The organism is Pararhizobium sp. P1_E7, from assembly GCF_056405855.1.
Genome location: NZ_JBFUBH010000007.1, coordinates 193,895 through 207,513, shown reverse-complemented (window position 1 = coordinate 207,513; position 13,619 = coordinate 193,895). Strand labels below are relative to the sequence as shown.

Sequence of the window (13,619 nt, the reverse complement as noted above, 5' to 3'; positions counted from 1 at the left end):
TGAATTCAGGTGCGGACGAACGCTGTTCCACCGTGGCTTCAACATGCCGTTCGTCCGCTGCGCTTTCGGCGCCGGTAGATGCGGTCACCGAAGGTTGCCCCTCTCTCGCATCCTCAGCCGGGTTTTCACTTCCGACCATCGCGGGGCTCTCGCCTACCGCCTCCGCCGCCTTACGCGGGGATTCCTTTGCCGTTTCCGGCGAATTCTCGGGGAGACTGTGCCTACCAGCCTCCCCGGTTGCTGTGTCATTGGAGGAGGAGATGACAGCAGCAGCCGACGCGGGGGCGGCGCCGGATGGGGTGTTTCTTTCTTCGCGATCGATCATGATATCGACCGCGGCGACCAGAGCGGCGCGACCGGTTCCGGTCTGCATGCCGGTGACGATAGTGTGGGCGAGCTTCGGGCTCAGTTCGCCGGTGGCCCGGTCATAGGGCTCGGAAAAGTCTGGCTGCTCGATCATGCCGAGAGCAGCGAGATAGGTGTCGAGGATAGCTTCGCGCTCCATGCGCTCATCGCGATCCATCTTCCTGATCTTGATGACCTCTTTCAGGATTTTGGCATCGAAGCCCATACCCTTGGCCTCGCCGTAAACATCCTTGATGTCGTCGGCGATGGTCTTCTTCTCCTCTTCGAGACGTTCGATCCGCTCTATGAAAGAGCGCAGTTGGTCGCGGGCTACGCCGTGTGCGTCACTCATTGTGCTGGCTCCGTGGCTGGCAGAAAGCTATCGGCATTGATGGCAAGGCCGTGTTTTTTGGCGTGGGAAATGAGTTTCACAGCCTGCGGGAACGGGATGATCCCATCAGTTCCGCCCTTGGCTTTTGGCTGGGTCCACCGATACACTCGCGTCCGACTGGCGCCGGTGATTTCTTGGACAACATCGGGACCACCAAACCGATCGATAATCGTGGCGGCGGGCTCAAGTGTTTCGGTGGGTGCGCTCGTTTCCATGCGCTTATTATGCGATAATCGCACAGGCAACGTCAAGCATTTTGTGCCGAAATCGCACGAGACCGTACATTTTCGTTATGCGAAAATGCCATATGCTTGAAGATCCTTATAAAAAATGGGTTTTGGAAAACCTGGCGAAGCCTGGAATGTCTCAGACAGGCCTTGCGAACGCGCTTGGGCTGCACCCGTCTGCCATCAACAAGGTCGTGAATGGGAAGCGGCAGCTTAAGTCGCATGAGGTGGCCGGTGCTGCGGATTACTTTGGAACGAACCCGCCAGGCGGTGATGGACCGGCACCAGAACTGACGCTGAACAACTCCGGACTGGTGGCCGGTCGAGTTGCCGGCGTCGTTGAAGCTGGCACTTTCCGTGAGGTCGATGAGTTCGACCAATCCGAAGCGGTCGAGATCCTGCTACCGCGCGACGAGAAATTTCCGAACGCCAGGCAACTCCTCTTTGACGTCGCCGGGGATTCACTGAACGAGCTGCGCCCTCGCCCGATACTCGCCGGCGACCGGCTGGTTTGCTTAGCTTACGAAGACGTGGCCCATGAGGTGCAGCTGCGCGACCTTATGGTGGTCGTGGTGCAGCGGACCCGCGATAGTGGGCATTTCCGCGAATGGTCGGTGAAGCAGATCGAGCTTTATAACGATCGGGCGGAGTTTCACCCCCGATCATCCAATCCGAAGCACAAGCCGATTATCGTGCATCACGACAGCGAGGCTGATGATGGGGTGTCGGTGGAAATTATTGCGCTTGTTCGACGCGTGATGAATGAAATGCCGGGGTTCTGATGAGCACCACCACGGACTTCATCGCGGAGCTGATAAGAGCGGCAAGCGAAGTAGAGCCTCTTTGTCAGCACCACGGCTCCCGCCGGCCGCTCCACGTTCGTGCCAAACCTTCAGAGACCAGTTGATCGCCGAGTGAGCGCCCGTCACGCATGACGACCCGCAGCTTGCGGCCATATTGATCCTCATCCCGGCCTTGCCACGCGGCCAGTTCAAACTTTCCAGCATTTAGCAACTCGCGCAGCCGCAGTTTCGCGCGCTCGCCCAGAGCTTTCTCCGAAGCGCATTTCGGCTCGCTGATCTCGGGTGTGTCGATATCGGCTATCCGGATCTTCGAGCTATTCAGCCAAAAGGTGTCGCCATCGACAACGCAGGTCACTCGAACAGGGCCGCTGCAGATCGAGAATGACGCTGCGTTTTGTGCCAGTGATGAAATGGCCTGAAGAGCAGATGGCCCAACGATCCTGGAAGAAACAACCGCTCCAAACACAACCACAGATGCGGCCGCTACGATCGCCGCGAACGCAAGCCCTGACACGCCACGCTTCCGCGTTTTGAAATGAATGATATCACCCATCTAGTGCTCCTACGTCTGGAAGCTCTATCATCTTATGCTTTCAAAATACTGAAAGCTGGCCAGGCGAGCAGTCATGCAGCAACGTGGCGCAGCCCCTTCAGGTCGAACTCTCGGCATGCCTGCGCAATCTCCTGCATAAACCATCGCTTCGGTTCCTTGCACATGTAGGAGTTACCGTCATCGCCGACGAAATTCATGATCGGCAGCACGCAAAACTCCTCATTATCTCCGATTGGAGCGAACCGCGCGACCGTGAACGAGTTGCCGGGAAACCGGCCGCCCAGATAGTGTTCAAGTCGCTCTTTGGCCACGATGACCTTATCCCGCTGCTCGAACGGCGCGACGATGATGTATTGGATTACGTCTCTCTCAGTATCCATAGGCGTCTCCTCCTCCGCTGATCCCGACTAGACGGCCAATGACGCTATCGCAGGGTCGGCAGCGGAACGGGATTTTTTCCAGAAATACACTCTCGATCAGTTCGTCTGCATCGCGTGGCACGTCGTCCCCGACGGGCATCTCGACCACCTTGAAACTATCTCTCAGGCAGTTCTCGCACCGAATGTGGAGCGTGAACGGCGCGGCTGATTTCAGAACTGCATAGCCCATTTTGTTCTCCTTTTGTTCTATGAAAGCAGAACGCCGCCGGAGAGTCGAATCGAATCTTCCGCGCCATTGCCTTTTTGGTTTGTGCGATTATCGCATATTAACGCTTGACTTTATCTGTGCGATTATCGCATAGCTACCTCAACAAACCGCTTCACCGGAGTTGAGCAATGGACATCCAAGCATCAGCGCAGAAGATCATCGACGAGGCGAACACTCGCAGCTCCGGCGCGGCGTCGATCTACCTCTCCGAGAACATCCGCTTCCATCAGGACAAGTGCCGGAAGATCGTCGCAGCTCGGGTGAAGCCCGCTGGCTGGACGCTCGGGAAGCACACCGAACTCATCCAGATGCTGATCTCAGCACAGACTGAACGTCATGACCTGCAGGTGGCGGCATGAGCGCGGCTCTCCACACCCTTTACGACAAGATCGAAGCTCTCGGCGGTGCAGTGAACAGCGCCGAGGATCGCGCTCACCAGCAAGCAGTTGATGCCGCTCTGTCGATCCTTCGGGAAGCAGGTTTCGGTCGCGGCTCTTTCATTTCTCAGGCTGAGCGTCCGCGCCAGTTCCAGATGGCGGCGGAGTAAGGCGATGACCCGCCCCGACCCAATCATCCGCACCTTCATCCCGCTCACGCCGTCGGCAATCAGCCCGCGCGATCCGAACAACTGGCTGGCCATCGCCGCCACGATCTTCTTTGCGCTCGGCTTGGCCGTCGCAGTTCAGCTTTAACCCGAAAGGACCATCGCAATGAACGCAGTCGCAGCAGTGAACATCTGGCATTGGTGGCAGGAAGCCTGTGTGGGTCGTATCGGCCCGATGCACGAAGGTCAGCCCGAACAGGGCTACTACCGGACCCGTTTCAAGGACGGCCCGTGGGAGCCGGTTGCTCTCTGGTTCGAGGGTGGAGAGTGGAAGGCGATGCGCGGCGAGCGCATGGTTGAACCGGGCGATGCATGGAATTTCTGCCGGACGCACCCGATCAGCTACGAGGCCTATCAGAAGGCAATCGATGGTGCTGGCTGGGATGACGAGCCGCCTGCCCCTGCCATCGGCCACAATCTGCCGACCGATCCGTTCGAAGCCCTCCAGGTTGAGTACGCGGCCGAAAAGGAACAGGCCGAGGCGTTTATGACGACGCCTATCAAAACGCAGGCCGAAGCCGACAAGTCCGCGATCTGGTCGAAGCGGTTGGCGACCATCGCCAAGAAGGCGACCGATCTGCACAAGGTCGAAAAGCAGCCGCACCTCGATGCAGGCCGCAACGTCGACAACAAATGGCGTGACCTCAAGGAAGAGCCGGACGCGCTCAGCAAGAAGCTCAAGCGGCATCTGGACGCCTTCCTGCAGGAGGAAGCCCGCAAGGAACGTGACCGCCAGGCCGCAGCTCGCGCCGAAGCCGATCGCATCCAGCGGGTAGCCGACGCCGCCCGAGCTGAAGCCGAGAAAGCTGCGGCTAAGCCCACCAGCGATCTCGTTTCCATCGCCGAGCATAACAACCGGATCGCCGAGGCGGAACGGCTGGAAGAACAGGCTGCGCAAGCCAACCGCGAAGCGCAGGCACGCAACGCCTCCGCAGGCCGCACCGGCGCCAAGGTTTCGCTTCGCACCTTCACCTTTGCCGAGATCACCGATTTCGATGCGCTCCTGATGGCGCTGAAGGACCGGCAGGAAATCCGCGAAGTCGTCGAGACCCTTGCCAACCGCGCCGCCAAGTCCGGCGTCGAGCTGGCCGGTATGGCGATCCGTTCCGAACAGAGGGCCGCATGATGACCGAATTGCTCAATACCACGGCTTCGCTCGCCGTCGCCGCCATCAAGTTCAAATGGCAGAAGGATGAAAAAACCTATGACTATTTCATCCCGGAAGGCCTGACCGTCAAAGTCGGCGACAAAGTCGTCGTCGAAACCGCGCGCGGCGAAACCACCGTCGAGGTTATGACGATCAAGCCTGCCTCCGAGATGGCGCAGAAGAAAATCCTCCGCTTGGTGGAAGACCTGCGCACCGACGAGGAACGAAAGGCCATCCACCCCAACGGACAACGCATGTTCTCGGAAGACCGGACGATGCTCGACGACAAGGGCAACCGTTCAATCTTCGACGACGTAGACCGATAGGAGATAACGATGAACGCTCACGTTCCAGCCCTCAGCGGCGGCGGCAATGTCCTCGCCATCGTGCCGCAGACCTTCGAGGAAACCATGCGCATTTCGCGCGCCGTGTGTGCGTCCGGCCTCGCCCCGGCGGCGCTGATTGGGAGGCTTGCAGGCGATGACGCTGCGGCTGCCGTCGCTGTGGCTATCATGTCCGGCGCCGAGCTTGGTCTTAAGCCCATGGTCAGCCTTCGGAGTTTCACGGTCATCAACGGCAAGCCAGCGCTCTATGGCGATGGCCTGATCAATGTCGTCCGCATGTCCGGCAAGGTCGCCTATCTCCGAACCGGATGCGAAGAGCGCGACGGCAAGATGGTCGGCTTCTGCGAAGCAAAGCGCCTCGACACTGGCGAAGACAAGCGTGTCGAGTTCTCCCAGGCCGACGCCGAGCGCGCCGGTCTGTGGCAGACCAAGGCCCTCGTCATGAAATGGAACAAGTGGGACAAGAAGAACGAGGAGAAGCCGAACGATAGCCCCTGGTACCGCTTTCCGCAGCGCATGCTGGCGTGGCGCGCGGCAGGCTATTGCCTCCGCGAACTGTTCGGCGACGTCTTGGGCGGCATCCGCGACGAGTTCGAGGTTCGCGAGATCGCCGACATGGAAGAATTGCGCGACGTGACGCCAGCAGCGGCGGTGGTGACGAAACCTCAGCCGCCGAAGCCTCCTGCCCCGCCTGCGCCGCCCTCCTCGAAGGTCATTGAGGCCGAACCCGATCACACCGCCGAACCCGAGTTTAATCTCGGGGATTTCCTCAATGAGATCGAAACTTCGCTTGCAGGCGCCAAGGATGAAGCCGACGTCGAGGAAATCTGGACCGACTTCGACGCTCCGGCCGTTCTCGAAACCGAGGGCCACGCAGATATGATCGATGCGGCCTATGCGATCCGTGACCGCCGCCTCTCAGCTCTTTCAGCCATCAGCGCGGGTTGATCGCCATGAGCCGCCACCTCATCATCATCCAGAACCAGACCGACCGCGACCGCGCCGCCCGCTGGGCGCAAGGCGTTCCGCTCGGCAGCCGTATCGAGTTCAAGGAGACGAAAAGAACGCTTCCCCAGAACGACCGGTTTTGGGCAATGCTGACCGATGTCGCGGCGCACATGAAAAAGATGGGCCGGGATCACACCCCTGACCAGTGGAAAGTTATCTTCATGGCCGCCTATGGGCACGAGGTTCAATTTCTCCCGTCGCTAGACCAAAGGACGTTCATTCCGCTTGGCCATTCATCGTCGGACCTGTCGGTTCGCGAGATGACGGATCTGATCGAGTTCATGTTCGCCTGGGGTGCCGAAAACGGCGTTGAATTCAAAGAGCCGACTGACCGCGCAGATGTGCGGAGAGCGTCATGAACCAGCTCGTCCTCATGGCAATCCAGTACATTGACCAGATTGGGGGTGCGTGATGGCTTCGCGTATTGCCTATATCCAGCGCGACCCCGTTCCGACCAAGCGCGCCAAGAAGGAAGCAGGCTATCTCGCCTTCATCCATGAACTGCCTTGCGCAGTAACCGGCCGGTATGGTGTCGAAGCGGCTCACGTCTCATTCGCCAGCCCGTGGCATGGCCACTATGGCCGAGGGAAGCAGACCAAGGCACCTGACCGCTTCGCCCTGCCCCTTCATCCCGACGCCCATCGCGATCAGCACGGCGCCAACGAGCGCGCCTGGTGGGATGCCCGCGGCATCAACCCGCACGAACTCGCGAACGCGCTTTGGGGCATCTACTGCGACCAGAGCGATAACGCTGCCGAGCTATGCGCCGCCCGGATCATGTCTGGGCTTGCCGCGACCGGCCGCCTTCCGAAATCGAGGGATGAAGTATGACTGGAATTGAACAGGCCGGCATGGTGGCGATGACCGATACCCCATCACCCCAAGATCATTCGCAGCTGAAGCCCTCATGCCGCGTCGCGCACGTTCATCCAAGTCAACGATCGCGCTCAGCCTTTCAGATTGCTGGCCAGCACAACGAGCTCACTTTCATCGATCATTCCGGAAAGAAACGCATACATGATGACACGGGCGAGTTCCTCTCCCTCGATGCCATCGCGCTTAATCGATCGGCGAGCGCATTCGTTGTCAAGAATCTGCCTCATCATGGAGATCGAGGGCTCGCGAATTGGTTCATCAAAGGGGGACATGGCTTTCCCTCCCGTTGGGGCGAAAGCACGATTATCTTCCAAACGTCGGTTGCCCGTAGAATGGCCGGCGACGTGTCATTTTATGCCTTCATAGGAAGGATTGATACAGATTTCGTGCGCCTCCGCCGTCCGGCGCGAACCCCGTCACCGGAAGTGACGGCTGCTTCACCAGTAGTAAGAGTCTTCGTCGGCACAGCGCTCTGGGGACAAAGCGTCGCCCTTCGATTCGCGCCACCAAACCTTGGCCACCGATCTCGAATACTCTTCAGGTTGCATGCCAAAGACTTTGCGCCCCGCGCGATACCAAAGGCGCACCCGATCTTCAAACCGCTTGCAGAACTCTTCTTCAGACATGCGCAGAGGCTAACACAGAAGCTGCATCTCGCAAGAAGATGGCACGCCCCGAGCCCATCCCCCGCACAGAAAATGCGGGTGACCGACGCCCAGGTAGAGGCCGCGAAGCGTGCGCTCGTTAAATACAGCGACTTTATGCCGGTCGATGAGGCCATCCGCGACATGATCGCTGCGGCCGTACAGCCTCCTGCAGATCATGTCGAGCCTTGCCCGGTTTGCGGTAACGAAGAGCGCGGGCAAGGTGGCTATCTCAGCTGCGAATGCCCCGCTTCCCCGACTAGACAGAACGGTGGACAGCAAGTGGGACGCGAGGAGAGATAATATGAGAAATCCTGAAACAACCGCGTCTGCCGCGTTCTCAACCCCATTCCTCCTGTTCGCTCAGTATGGAGGAAGAGCGGTGATCCCGGTGGAAGATGTCTGCCGTGACTATTTCAGCCACCTGACGCCGGACAAATTCTTGCGCAAGGTCGGCTTGGGCGAAATACCCCTGCCCGTCGTGCGCGCAGAGACTTCGCAAAAATGCCAGAAGGGCGTTTACCTGCAGGATCTAGCCGATTACATCGACACGCGCAGAACCGCCGCACTGAAAGAATTTCAACAGTTGCACCGATAGCGATTGCTACAATTTTGCTACAAACGAACAACCACTATTGAATTTGCTTTATAAAATTTAACTTTCAGTCCAGTCGATCATCGGCGCCACGGCGAAGACCGGCGCTTCGAAATAGCCCGACGCGGTCCTGCCCGATGCCGAAATCGCTGTGTAATCCATTAAAAAAAATACTTTCATCCCCGCCCGCCACGCAGGCGGTACACTGTGGTGGAGAAACAGGCGCGCAAGCGGAGACGTGTATCCCGCGGCTTAAACGGCCTAACCAATCGCGGCCTTATACAGCGGAGCGGTTCTGAAAGCGAGATGGAACTTTTGAAGGGTGGTGTACGGAGCTTTCAGGAAAAGGATGGCGAGATGTCTGCTGCGGCGGCCTTGGGCAGAGAGAGGGGACGCATCATGAACAGCGCACGGCACTGCATGCGAGCCTGGAAGTCCAAAAACAAATCGACAACGCCCACCGAATGGCGACGAGGCGCAAATACCGTAGAGCGAGCTGCAATATATAGCAACCATCACCGCGCCGGATGCGCAGCTGGTTTCATCTTACATCTGCTGGGCGCGTCAATGCGTCTGAAGCTTGGCCTCTTGCGCTGCCGCAATAAAGACCTCCCTTGCCTCTTCCGGCGACCTGCGGCCGTCAAGGGCTGCGCGGCAGAGGCTTCTGGCTGCAACATAGCGCGGGCCGCGAAGATCCGGCCAGGTGTCCATCAGGCAGATAAGAGCGTCGAACGGTCCCTGTACCACTTGAGACCCATTGTGGGCGAAACCCACCTCGACTGGATTGGACCATTTGGTATGTGGCATGAGCGTCTCCTCCGAATGTCTTGCCAGACCATAACGCAGAATAGCCGATTTGGTTCGGCATGGGCAGTGCGCAAAACGAAAAAAGCCTGCCGCGGGAGGAGGTGCGGCAGGCTTCTGAAAATGACCCCCGGCCGGGAGGAGGTGGCCGCTGATCGATCGCAGCTTTCCGGGAGGAGGTGAATCACTGCGATAAGGATGACTTTAATGCTGCAATGCACAAAAATCAATTAAAACCTGACGCACCGCAAACATCACCAGTAACTTCTTCGTGTAGGCTGCGGGGCGGATGCACTGCCGACCAGATAGCCTGCAACGAAGGCCGCCGCGCCGAAGATCAGCAAGGCGGTGCTGGTGGCGGAGGGATGATCCTGCGCGTTGCGCGCCAGGGCTCCTGCCTCACTCTTGACGTATGCTGCCGCCTGTTTGGTTCTGGCCGCCACTGCGCCCGTGTCGTCCAGTTCGCCGGTAAAGCCGGTTCGCAAGTTCTTGATATTCGCCATCTCGGGCTCCTTTTCTGTTCGATGGAAAAACACCCGAGCCGCAGGATTGTTCCAGATGGACGCTGACGATGGCCGCCTATGCCGGCCGAAGAGGCGCAAACTGCGCCCGACGATCTCGGATAACCCGGCGTCTCATTCCGGCACAAATCCAAGCGCCTGCTAAAAAATTACTGTTGCGATTTGTTCACCTGTGTCATGCTAATAGATGAGGTGCCTCATAAAAACCAACTTCGGAGTAGCTACTACAACCCAGAATCAAAAAAATTAAGAGACGGGAGAGAACACATGATAGAGGAAAATCTGTATCGTATCGTCGAAGTCAGCCTCAAGCGCGGCAGTGACCGCCGCGATGTCGGTATCATGACCGTCCGTCAGGCACTCGAACTTCCCGACGTCCCGAGCCTGGAATATACACATCCGGAACGCAATTCCCGCGCTGGCAGCCGGTTCCTGACCCGCGACCAGCTTGAGGCCTACGTCTGCAGCTGAAGCCGCTTTCCCCGCCCCCAAAAGGGGTGCTATCGTCCGGTATTCGCAATCGAATGTCTGGATATCGATGACAACTGTAATCCCCCTTCCCGCGCCGGTCCTTCTAGCGGTCACGAATTCCGAGCAGACCTTTCCCGTCCGCCGCGTCTATTGTGTCGGGCGCAACTATGCTGCCCATGCCATCGAGATGGGCCATGATCCCGTCCGGGAACCGCCCTTCTTCTTCCAGAAAAATCCGGACAATCTTGCGCAAGGTGCGGAGTTCCCCTACCCGCAGCTTTCAACCGACGTGCATCACGAGGTCGAACTGGTTATCGCGCTGAAACAGGGTGGCGATGCCATTAGCGCTGCGGACGCGCCCGACTGCATCTACGGCTACGCCGTCGGCATCGACTTCACCCGCCGCGACCTGCAGGCACAGGCGAAGGCTTCCGGTAAACCGTGGGCGGCGGCAAAAGCTTTCGAACATTCCGCACCCGTGTCGCAGATCGTTCCGGCACAGGCTATCGGTCATCCGGTAAACGGCAATATCTGGCTGAAGGTCAACGGTGAGACCAAACAGCAAGGTGATCTCAACCAGATGATCTGGAAAGTGCCCGAGATCATTGCCGAACTGTCGAAACTGTTCACGCTGGCCGCCGGCGACGTCATCATGACCGGGACGCCTTCGGGAGTTGGCCCGGTTTCGCGCGGCGACGTGGTATCCTGCGGCATCGACGGTGTTGCAGCGCTGACCGTCACGGTCGTCTGAGAAGAAAGGACCGATCATGCCGCTTTATGCCCTTGGCCCTGCGCGGCCGGCTGTGCCATCGGAAGGCCGTTATTGGGTAGCCCCGGATGCGCATGTCATCGGAAAGGTTGAATTGGGCGAGGATGTCGGCATATGGTTCGGCGCGGTGCTGCGCGGCGACAACGAGCCAATCCGCATCGGCGCCCGAACCAATATCCAGGAAGGGGCGGTCATTCATGTCGATCCCGGCCTTCCAGTGACAATTGGAGCAGGCTGCACCATCGGCCACCGCGCCATTGTGCATGGCTGCACGATCGGCGACAATTCGCTTGTTGGCATGGGGGCGACAGTGCTGAACGGCGCTGTCATCGGCAACAATTGCCTCATAGGCGCCAATGCGCTGGTGACGGAGGGCAAGGTCTTTCCCGACAACTCGCTGATCGTCGGCGCACCGGCAAAGGCCATCCGGCTGCTGGATGAAGCGGCCGTCGCCGGCTTGAGGAAATCGGCGGACGGCTACGTCAAGAAATGGCAGCTGTTCGCGACCAGCCTTGCAATCATCGAATAGGCGGCGCCGAAGCTGTACCATATGCAGCTGGGGCGCCTCGGTATGTGCAGCTATGGAACCGGCCAGCCTATTCGGCGGTGCAGTTCTGGCAGTGGCCACGGATTTCGATGGTGGTCTTCTCGGTCTTGAAATGCTGCTTGCCGGCCAGGACCGACAGACGCTCCTCCATGGCCTCATCGTGCATCTCCGTCACGTGGCCGCAATCCTCGCAGATGGCAAAGGCGGTCACACCATGATCATGGTGATGATGATCCGGATGAGCGCAGGCGACGAAGGAATTCATGCTTTCGAGCCGGTGGATCAGGCCGAATTCCAGGAGCTTGTCGAGCGCCCGGTAGACCTGCAAGGGTGCCCGAAAACCATGATCGCGTAGCTTGTCGAGGATGGTATAGGCGCTGAGCGGCCCGTCGGCGTGATTGAGCGCGTCGAGGACCAGCGACTGGTTCTTGGTGAGCTGCTGTGCCGCCATCAGTGATGTCCTCCATGCGTCGAATGTATCGCCGTCTCGGCGTTCCTGTTGCGCCCGAACGGCAGGAGACTGAGCACGAAAAGCGCCATCGCCGCAACGACGATCGACGGCCCGGATGGCGTATCGAAATGCAGGGACCCGAACAGCCCGCCTGTCACAGCAAGCACGCCGATAACCGAGGCAAGCACCGCCATGATCTCGGGCGATGTAGCCAAGCGCCGGGCGGTGGCTGCCGGGATGATCAACAGCGAGGTAATCAAGAGAATGCCGACGATCTTCATGGCGATGGCAATCACCAGCGCCATCAGCAGCATGAAGTAGAGCCGCGCCCGTTCCGGCTGCAGGCCTTCGGCCTCCGCCAGCTCCGGATTGACGGTGGAGGCAAGCAGCGGCCGCCACAGATAGACGATCGCAGCCAGCACGAGGATGCCGCCGCCCCAGACCAGGTCGATATCGGCCTGCGAGACAGCGAGAATATCGCCGAACAGGAAGCCAACGAGATCGATCCGCACCCAGGTCATGAAGGCGACCATGACGAGGCCGATCGACAGCGCCGAATGCGAGAGAATGCCGAGCAGCGCATCGGTCGACAGCGCGCCGCGCTTCTGCAGCAAGAGCAGAAGCAGCGACACGGCGGCGGCAACGATGAAGACGCTGAGCATCAGGTTGAGATCGAAGAGCAGCGACAGCGCCACGCCGAGAAGCGCGGAATGCGCCATGGTATCGCCGAAATAGGCCATGCGCCGCCAGATGACGAAACAACCGAGCGGGCCGACCGTGATCGCAAGGCCGATGCCGGCGACGAGGGCGCGGGTGAAGAAGTCGTCAAACACGGTCGCTCTCCTTGGTGTCGAAGCCCTGCAGGCGGCTTTTGTAGCCACAGCCGCAATCGGGCCCGTGCACATGCTCACGGGCGCCGTGATCGTGGTCATGGGCGCCATGATCGTGGTCGCCATGCGCATGATCGCCATGATGGTGACCGTCATCGGGATGGCAATGTTCGGTAATGCTGCCATCGGTATGCAACACGCGGCCATCCGGCAAATGGGTATGATCGTGATCGTGACTATAGACGGCGAGCGTCTTGGCGGCGCGGCTGCCGAACAGCTTGAGATATTCCGGGCTCTGGCTGACCACCTGCGGCGTGCCGCGGCAGCAGACATGACCGTTCAGGCAGATCACCGTATCGGTCTCGGCCATCACCACATGCAGGTCGTGAGAGATCAGCAGGATGCCGCAGCCGGTCTTGTTGCGGATGGATTTGATCAGGTCGTACAGCGCGATCTCGCCGGAGAAATCGACGCCCTGCACCGGCTCGTCAAGCACCAGCAGATCCGGCTTGCGGGCAATGGCGCGCGCAAGCAAGGCGCGCTGGAACTCGCCGCCCGACAGGTGTTGCACCTCGGCGCGGGCGAGATGAGCAATGCCGGTCGAATGCAATGCCTCCTCGACCTCGCGTCCCCTGAGCGGTCCGGTCAGCGTCATCAGGCGCTCGACCGTCAAAGGCAGCGTCCAGTCGATCGCCAGTTTCTGCGGCACATAGCCGACCTTCAACCCCGGTATTTTCTCGACCCAGCCTTCATCCGGCTTCAGAACGCCGATCGCGGCTTTTGCGGTCGTCGACTTGCCGGAGCCGTTCGGTCCGATCAACGTGACGATCTCGCCGCGGCTGATCGAGAACTCGACACCGCGCACCAGCCAGCGGCCGTTGCGGCGGATGCCGGCATTGTTGAGCGAGACGAGCGGTGCCTGATCGGTTTTGCGGAGCATCAAGAAAATCCGGATGGGGTGTTGCCAGCCGCTATGCCACACGTTATAGCATAACGCAATTGATGTAATAACATTACATTGATTTACAAGATAGGAGTTTC

General features: G+C 59.4%; 23 protein-coding genes and 1 pseudogene. 14 read left to right on the top strand and 10 right to left on the bottom strand.

Going from position 1 to position 13,619, the window contains the following annotated elements:
- Positions 1–445: 445 nt before the first annotated feature.
- A pseudogene (locus AC1D17_RS11025) lies at positions 446–697 on the bottom strand (DUF2312 domain-containing protein); the annotation flags it as partial.
- A complete protein-coding gene (locus AC1D17_RS11020) occupies positions 694–951 on the bottom strand; it encodes a hypothetical protein (protein WP_477565444.1) in 258 nt (85 codons plus the stop codon). The pseudogene AC1D17_RS11025 and the gene AC1D17_RS11020, both read right to left, overlap by 4 nt.
- 92 nt (positions 952–1,043) lie before the next feature.
- Here AC1D17_RS11020 and AC1D17_RS11015 point away from each other — a divergent pair, with 92 nt between their 5' ends.
- Positions 1,044–1,745: a LexA family protein gene (locus tag AC1D17_RS11015; protein ID WP_477565443.1), complete on the top strand. Its 702-nt coding sequence runs from the start codon at positions 1,044–1,046 to the stop codon at positions 1,743–1,745.
- Between the two features lie 64 nt (positions 1,746–1,809).
- On the opposite strand, the gene AC1D17_RS11010 is transcribed toward AC1D17_RS11015, so the two are convergent.
- From AC1D17_RS11010 to AC1D17_RS11000, 3 genes are all read right to left on the bottom strand, one after another.
- Complete coding sequence (locus AC1D17_RS11010) at positions 1,810–2,319, bottom strand: thermonuclease family protein (protein ID WP_477565442.1); 510 nt, start codon at positions 2,317–2,319, stop codon at positions 1,810–1,812.
- A gap of 71 nt (positions 2,320–2,390) precedes the next feature.
- Positions 2,391–2,699, bottom strand: coding sequence for a hypothetical protein (locus tag AC1D17_RS11005; protein ID WP_477565441.1), 309 nt, complete (start codon positions 2,697–2,699; stop codon positions 2,391–2,393).
- Entirely contained in the window at positions 2,689–2,928 is a 240-nt protein-coding gene (locus AC1D17_RS11000) for a hypothetical protein (RefSeq protein WP_477565440.1), read from the bottom strand. The genes AC1D17_RS11005 and AC1D17_RS11000 overlap by 11 nt, the downstream gene beginning before the upstream one ends.
- Before the next feature lie 167 nt (positions 2,929–3,095).
- On the opposite strand from AC1D17_RS11000, the gene AC1D17_RS10995 reads away from it, so the two are divergent.
- The 10 genes from AC1D17_RS10995 to AC1D17_RS10950 are packed head-to-tail and all read left to right on the top strand — an operon-like array spanning position 3,096 to position 8,188.
- A complete protein-coding gene (locus AC1D17_RS10995) occupies positions 3,096–3,326 on the top strand; it encodes a hypothetical protein (protein WP_477565439.1) in 231 nt (76 codons plus the stop codon).
- A complete protein-coding gene (locus AC1D17_RS10990; RefSeq protein ID WP_477565438.1) occupies positions 3,323–3,514 on the top strand; it encodes a hypothetical protein in 192 nt (63 codons plus the stop codon). The genes AC1D17_RS10995 and AC1D17_RS10990 overlap by 4 nt, the downstream gene beginning before the upstream one ends.
- 4 nt (positions 3,515–3,518) lie before the next feature.
- Positions 3,519–3,659 (top strand): hypothetical protein, encoded by a 141-nt coding sequence (locus AC1D17_RS10985; protein WP_477565437.1) that lies wholly within the window; start codon positions 3,519–3,521, stop codon positions 3,657–3,659.
- Between the two features lie 18 nt (positions 3,660–3,677).
- On the top strand, positions 3,678–4,697 hold the full coding sequence (locus AC1D17_RS10980; protein ID WP_477565436.1) for a hypothetical protein: 1,020 nt from the start codon (positions 3,678–3,680) through the stop codon (positions 4,695–4,697).
- On the top strand, positions 4,694–5,044 hold the full coding sequence (locus AC1D17_RS10975; protein ID WP_477565435.1) for a primosomal protein N' family DNA-binding protein: 351 nt from the start codon (positions 4,694–4,696) through the stop codon (positions 5,042–5,044). Before AC1D17_RS10980 ends, AC1D17_RS10975 begins: the two co-directional genes overlap by 4 nt.
- Before the next feature lie 9 nt (positions 5,045–5,053).
- Complete coding sequence (locus AC1D17_RS10970; RefSeq protein ID WP_477565434.1) at positions 5,054–6,010, top strand: recombinase family protein; 957 nt, start codon at positions 5,054–5,056, stop codon at positions 6,008–6,010.
- 5 nt (positions 6,011–6,015) lie between these two features.
- A complete protein-coding gene (locus tag AC1D17_RS10965; RefSeq protein ID WP_477565433.1) occupies positions 6,016–6,429 on the top strand; it encodes a recombination protein NinB in 414 nt (137 codons plus the stop codon).
- 52 nt (positions 6,430–6,481) lie between these two features.
- A complete protein-coding gene (locus tag AC1D17_RS10960) occupies positions 6,482–6,901 on the top strand; it encodes a DUF968 domain-containing protein (protein ID WP_477565432.1) in 420 nt (139 codons plus the stop codon).
- Complete coding sequence (locus tag AC1D17_RS10955; RefSeq protein WP_477565431.1) at positions 6,898–7,893, top strand: hypothetical protein; 996 nt, start codon at positions 6,898–6,900, stop codon at positions 7,891–7,893. The genes AC1D17_RS10960 and AC1D17_RS10955 overlap by 4 nt, the downstream gene beginning before the upstream one ends.
- A gap of 1 nt (position 7,894) precedes the next feature.
- On the top strand, positions 7,895–8,188 hold the full coding sequence (locus AC1D17_RS10950) for a pyocin activator PrtN family protein (RefSeq protein WP_477565430.1): 294 nt from the start codon (positions 7,895–7,897) through the stop codon (positions 8,186–8,188).
- Positions 8,189–8,749: 561 nt separating this feature from the next.
- On the opposite strand, the gene AC1D17_RS10945 is transcribed toward AC1D17_RS10950, so the two are convergent.
- Together AC1D17_RS10945 and AC1D17_RS10940 are read right to left on the bottom strand one after the other, a co-directional pair.
- Positions 8,750–8,992 carry a DUF982 domain-containing protein gene (locus tag AC1D17_RS10945; protein WP_477565429.1) on the bottom strand — a complete coding sequence of 81 codons (243 nt, stop codon included), beginning with the start codon at positions 8,990–8,992 and terminating at the stop codon, positions 8,750–8,752.
- 251 nt (positions 8,993–9,243) lie between these two features.
- Positions 9,244–9,492: a hypothetical protein gene (locus AC1D17_RS10940; protein ID WP_477565428.1), complete on the bottom strand. Its 249-nt coding sequence runs from the start codon at positions 9,490–9,492 to the stop codon at positions 9,244–9,246.
- Positions 9,493–9,777: 285 nt separating this feature from the next.
- On the opposite strand from AC1D17_RS10940, the gene AC1D17_RS10935 reads away from it, so the two are divergent.
- The 3 genes from AC1D17_RS10935 (at position 9,778) to AC1D17_RS10925 (ending at position 11,279) form a co-directional block, all read left to right on the top strand.
- Entirely contained in the window at positions 9,778–9,981 is a 204-nt protein-coding gene (locus AC1D17_RS10935) for a hypothetical protein (RefSeq protein WP_477565427.1), read from the top strand.
- Between the two features lie 67 nt (positions 9,982–10,048).
- Positions 10,049–10,732, top strand: coding sequence for a fumarylacetoacetate hydrolase family protein (locus tag AC1D17_RS10930; protein WP_477565426.1), 684 nt, complete (start codon positions 10,049–10,051; stop codon positions 10,730–10,732).
- Between the two features lie 16 nt (positions 10,733–10,748).
- Positions 10,749–11,279 (top strand): gamma carbonic anhydrase family protein, encoded by a 531-nt coding sequence (locus AC1D17_RS10925; protein WP_477565425.1) that lies wholly within the window; start codon positions 10,749–10,751, stop codon positions 11,277–11,279.
- Between the two features lie 67 nt (positions 11,280–11,346).
- Here the strand turns inward: AC1D17_RS10925 and AC1D17_RS10920 are convergent, their stop codons facing one another.
- From AC1D17_RS10920 to AC1D17_RS10910, 3 genes are read right to left on the bottom strand one after another with little or no spacing between them, the layout of a single operon-like run.
- A complete protein-coding gene (locus tag AC1D17_RS10920; protein ID WP_477565424.1) occupies positions 11,347–11,748 on the bottom strand; it encodes a Fur family transcriptional regulator in 402 nt (133 codons plus the stop codon).
- A complete protein-coding gene (znuB, locus tag AC1D17_RS10915; protein ID WP_477565423.1) occupies positions 11,748–12,581 on the bottom strand; it encodes a zinc ABC transporter permease subunit ZnuB in 834 nt (277 codons plus the stop codon). Before znuB ends, AC1D17_RS10920 begins: the two co-directional genes overlap by 1 nt.
- Positions 12,574–13,518 carry an ATP-binding cassette domain-containing protein gene (locus AC1D17_RS10910; RefSeq protein WP_477565422.1) on the bottom strand — a complete coding sequence of 315 codons (945 nt, stop codon included), beginning with the start codon at positions 13,516–13,518 and terminating at the stop codon, positions 12,574–12,576. Before AC1D17_RS10910 ends, znuB begins: the two co-directional genes overlap by 8 nt.
- Between the last annotated feature and the right edge of the window lie 101 nt (positions 13,519–13,619).

Coding starts and splice junctions, on each gene's coding strand:
- AC1D17_RS10935 (WP_477565427.1), top strand. CDS start 9,778: ATGATAGAGGAAAATCTGTATCGTATCGTCGAAGTCAGCCTCAAGCGC.
- AC1D17_RS10970 (WP_477565434.1), top strand. CDS start 5,054: ATGAACGCTCACGTTCCAGCCCTCAGCGGCGGCGGCAATGTCCTCGCC.
- AC1D17_RS10920 (WP_477565424.1), bottom strand. CDS start 11,748: ATGGCGGCACAGCAGCTCACCAAGAACCAGTCGCTGGTCCTCGACGCG.
- AC1D17_RS10945 (WP_477565429.1), bottom strand. CDS start 8,992: ATGCCACATACCAAATGGTCCAATCCAGTCGAGGTGGGTTTCGCCCAC.
- AC1D17_RS10955 (WP_477565431.1), top strand. CDS start 6,898: ATGACTGGAATTGAACAGGCCGGCATGGTGGCGATGACCGATACCCCA.
- AC1D17_RS10930 (WP_477565426.1), top strand. CDS start 10,049: ATGACAACTGTAATCCCCCTTCCCGCGCCGGTCCTTCTAGCGGTCACG.
- AC1D17_RS10965 (WP_477565433.1), top strand. CDS start 6,016: ATGAGCCGCCACCTCATCATCATCCAGAACCAGACCGACCGCGACCGC.
- AC1D17_RS10975 (WP_477565435.1), top strand. CDS start 4,694: ATGATGACCGAATTGCTCAATACCACGGCTTCGCTCGCCGTCGCCGCC.
- AC1D17_RS10960 (WP_477565432.1), top strand. CDS start 6,482: ATGGCTTCGCGTATTGCCTATATCCAGCGCGACCCCGTTCCGACCAAG.
- AC1D17_RS11015 (WP_477565443.1), top strand. CDS start 1,044: ATGCTTGAAGATCCTTATAAAAAATGGGTTTTGGAAAACCTGGCGAAG.
- AC1D17_RS10940 (WP_477565428.1), bottom strand. CDS start 9,492: ATGGCGAATATCAAGAACTTGCGAACCGGCTTTACCGGCGAACTGGAC.
- AC1D17_RS10980 (WP_477565436.1), top strand. CDS start 3,678: ATGAACGCAGTCGCAGCAGTGAACATCTGGCATTGGTGGCAGGAAGCC.
- AC1D17_RS11020 (WP_477565444.1), bottom strand. CDS start 951: ATGGAAACGAGCGCACCCACCGAAACACTTGAGCCCGCCGCCACGATT.
- AC1D17_RS10910 (WP_477565422.1), bottom strand. CDS start 13,518: ATGCTCCGCAAAACCGATCAGGCACCGCTCGTCTCGCTCAACAATGCC.
- AC1D17_RS10950 (WP_477565430.1), top strand. CDS start 7,895: ATGAGAAATCCTGAAACAACCGCGTCTGCCGCGTTCTCAACCCCATTC.
- AC1D17_RS10985 (WP_477565437.1), top strand. CDS start 3,519: ATGACCCGCCCCGACCCAATCATCCGCACCTTCATCCCGCTCACGCCG.
- AC1D17_RS10925 (WP_477565425.1), top strand. CDS start 10,749: ATGCCGCTTTATGCCCTTGGCCCTGCGCGGCCGGCTGTGCCATCGGAA.
- AC1D17_RS10990 (WP_477565438.1), top strand. CDS start 3,323: ATGAGCGCGGCTCTCCACACCCTTTACGACAAGATCGAAGCTCTCGGC.
- AC1D17_RS11005 (WP_477565441.1), bottom strand. CDS start 2,699: ATGGATACTGAGAGAGACGTAATCCAATACATCATCGTCGCGCCGTTC.
- AC1D17_RS11000 (WP_477565440.1), bottom strand. CDS start 2,928: ATGGGCTATGCAGTTCTGAAATCAGCCGCGCCGTTCACGCTCCACATT.
- AC1D17_RS11010 (WP_477565442.1), bottom strand. CDS start 2,319: ATGGGTGATATCATTCATTTCAAAACGCGGAAGCGTGGCGTGTCAGGG.
- AC1D17_RS10995 (WP_477565439.1), top strand. CDS start 3,096: ATGGACATCCAAGCATCAGCGCAGAAGATCATCGACGAGGCGAACACT.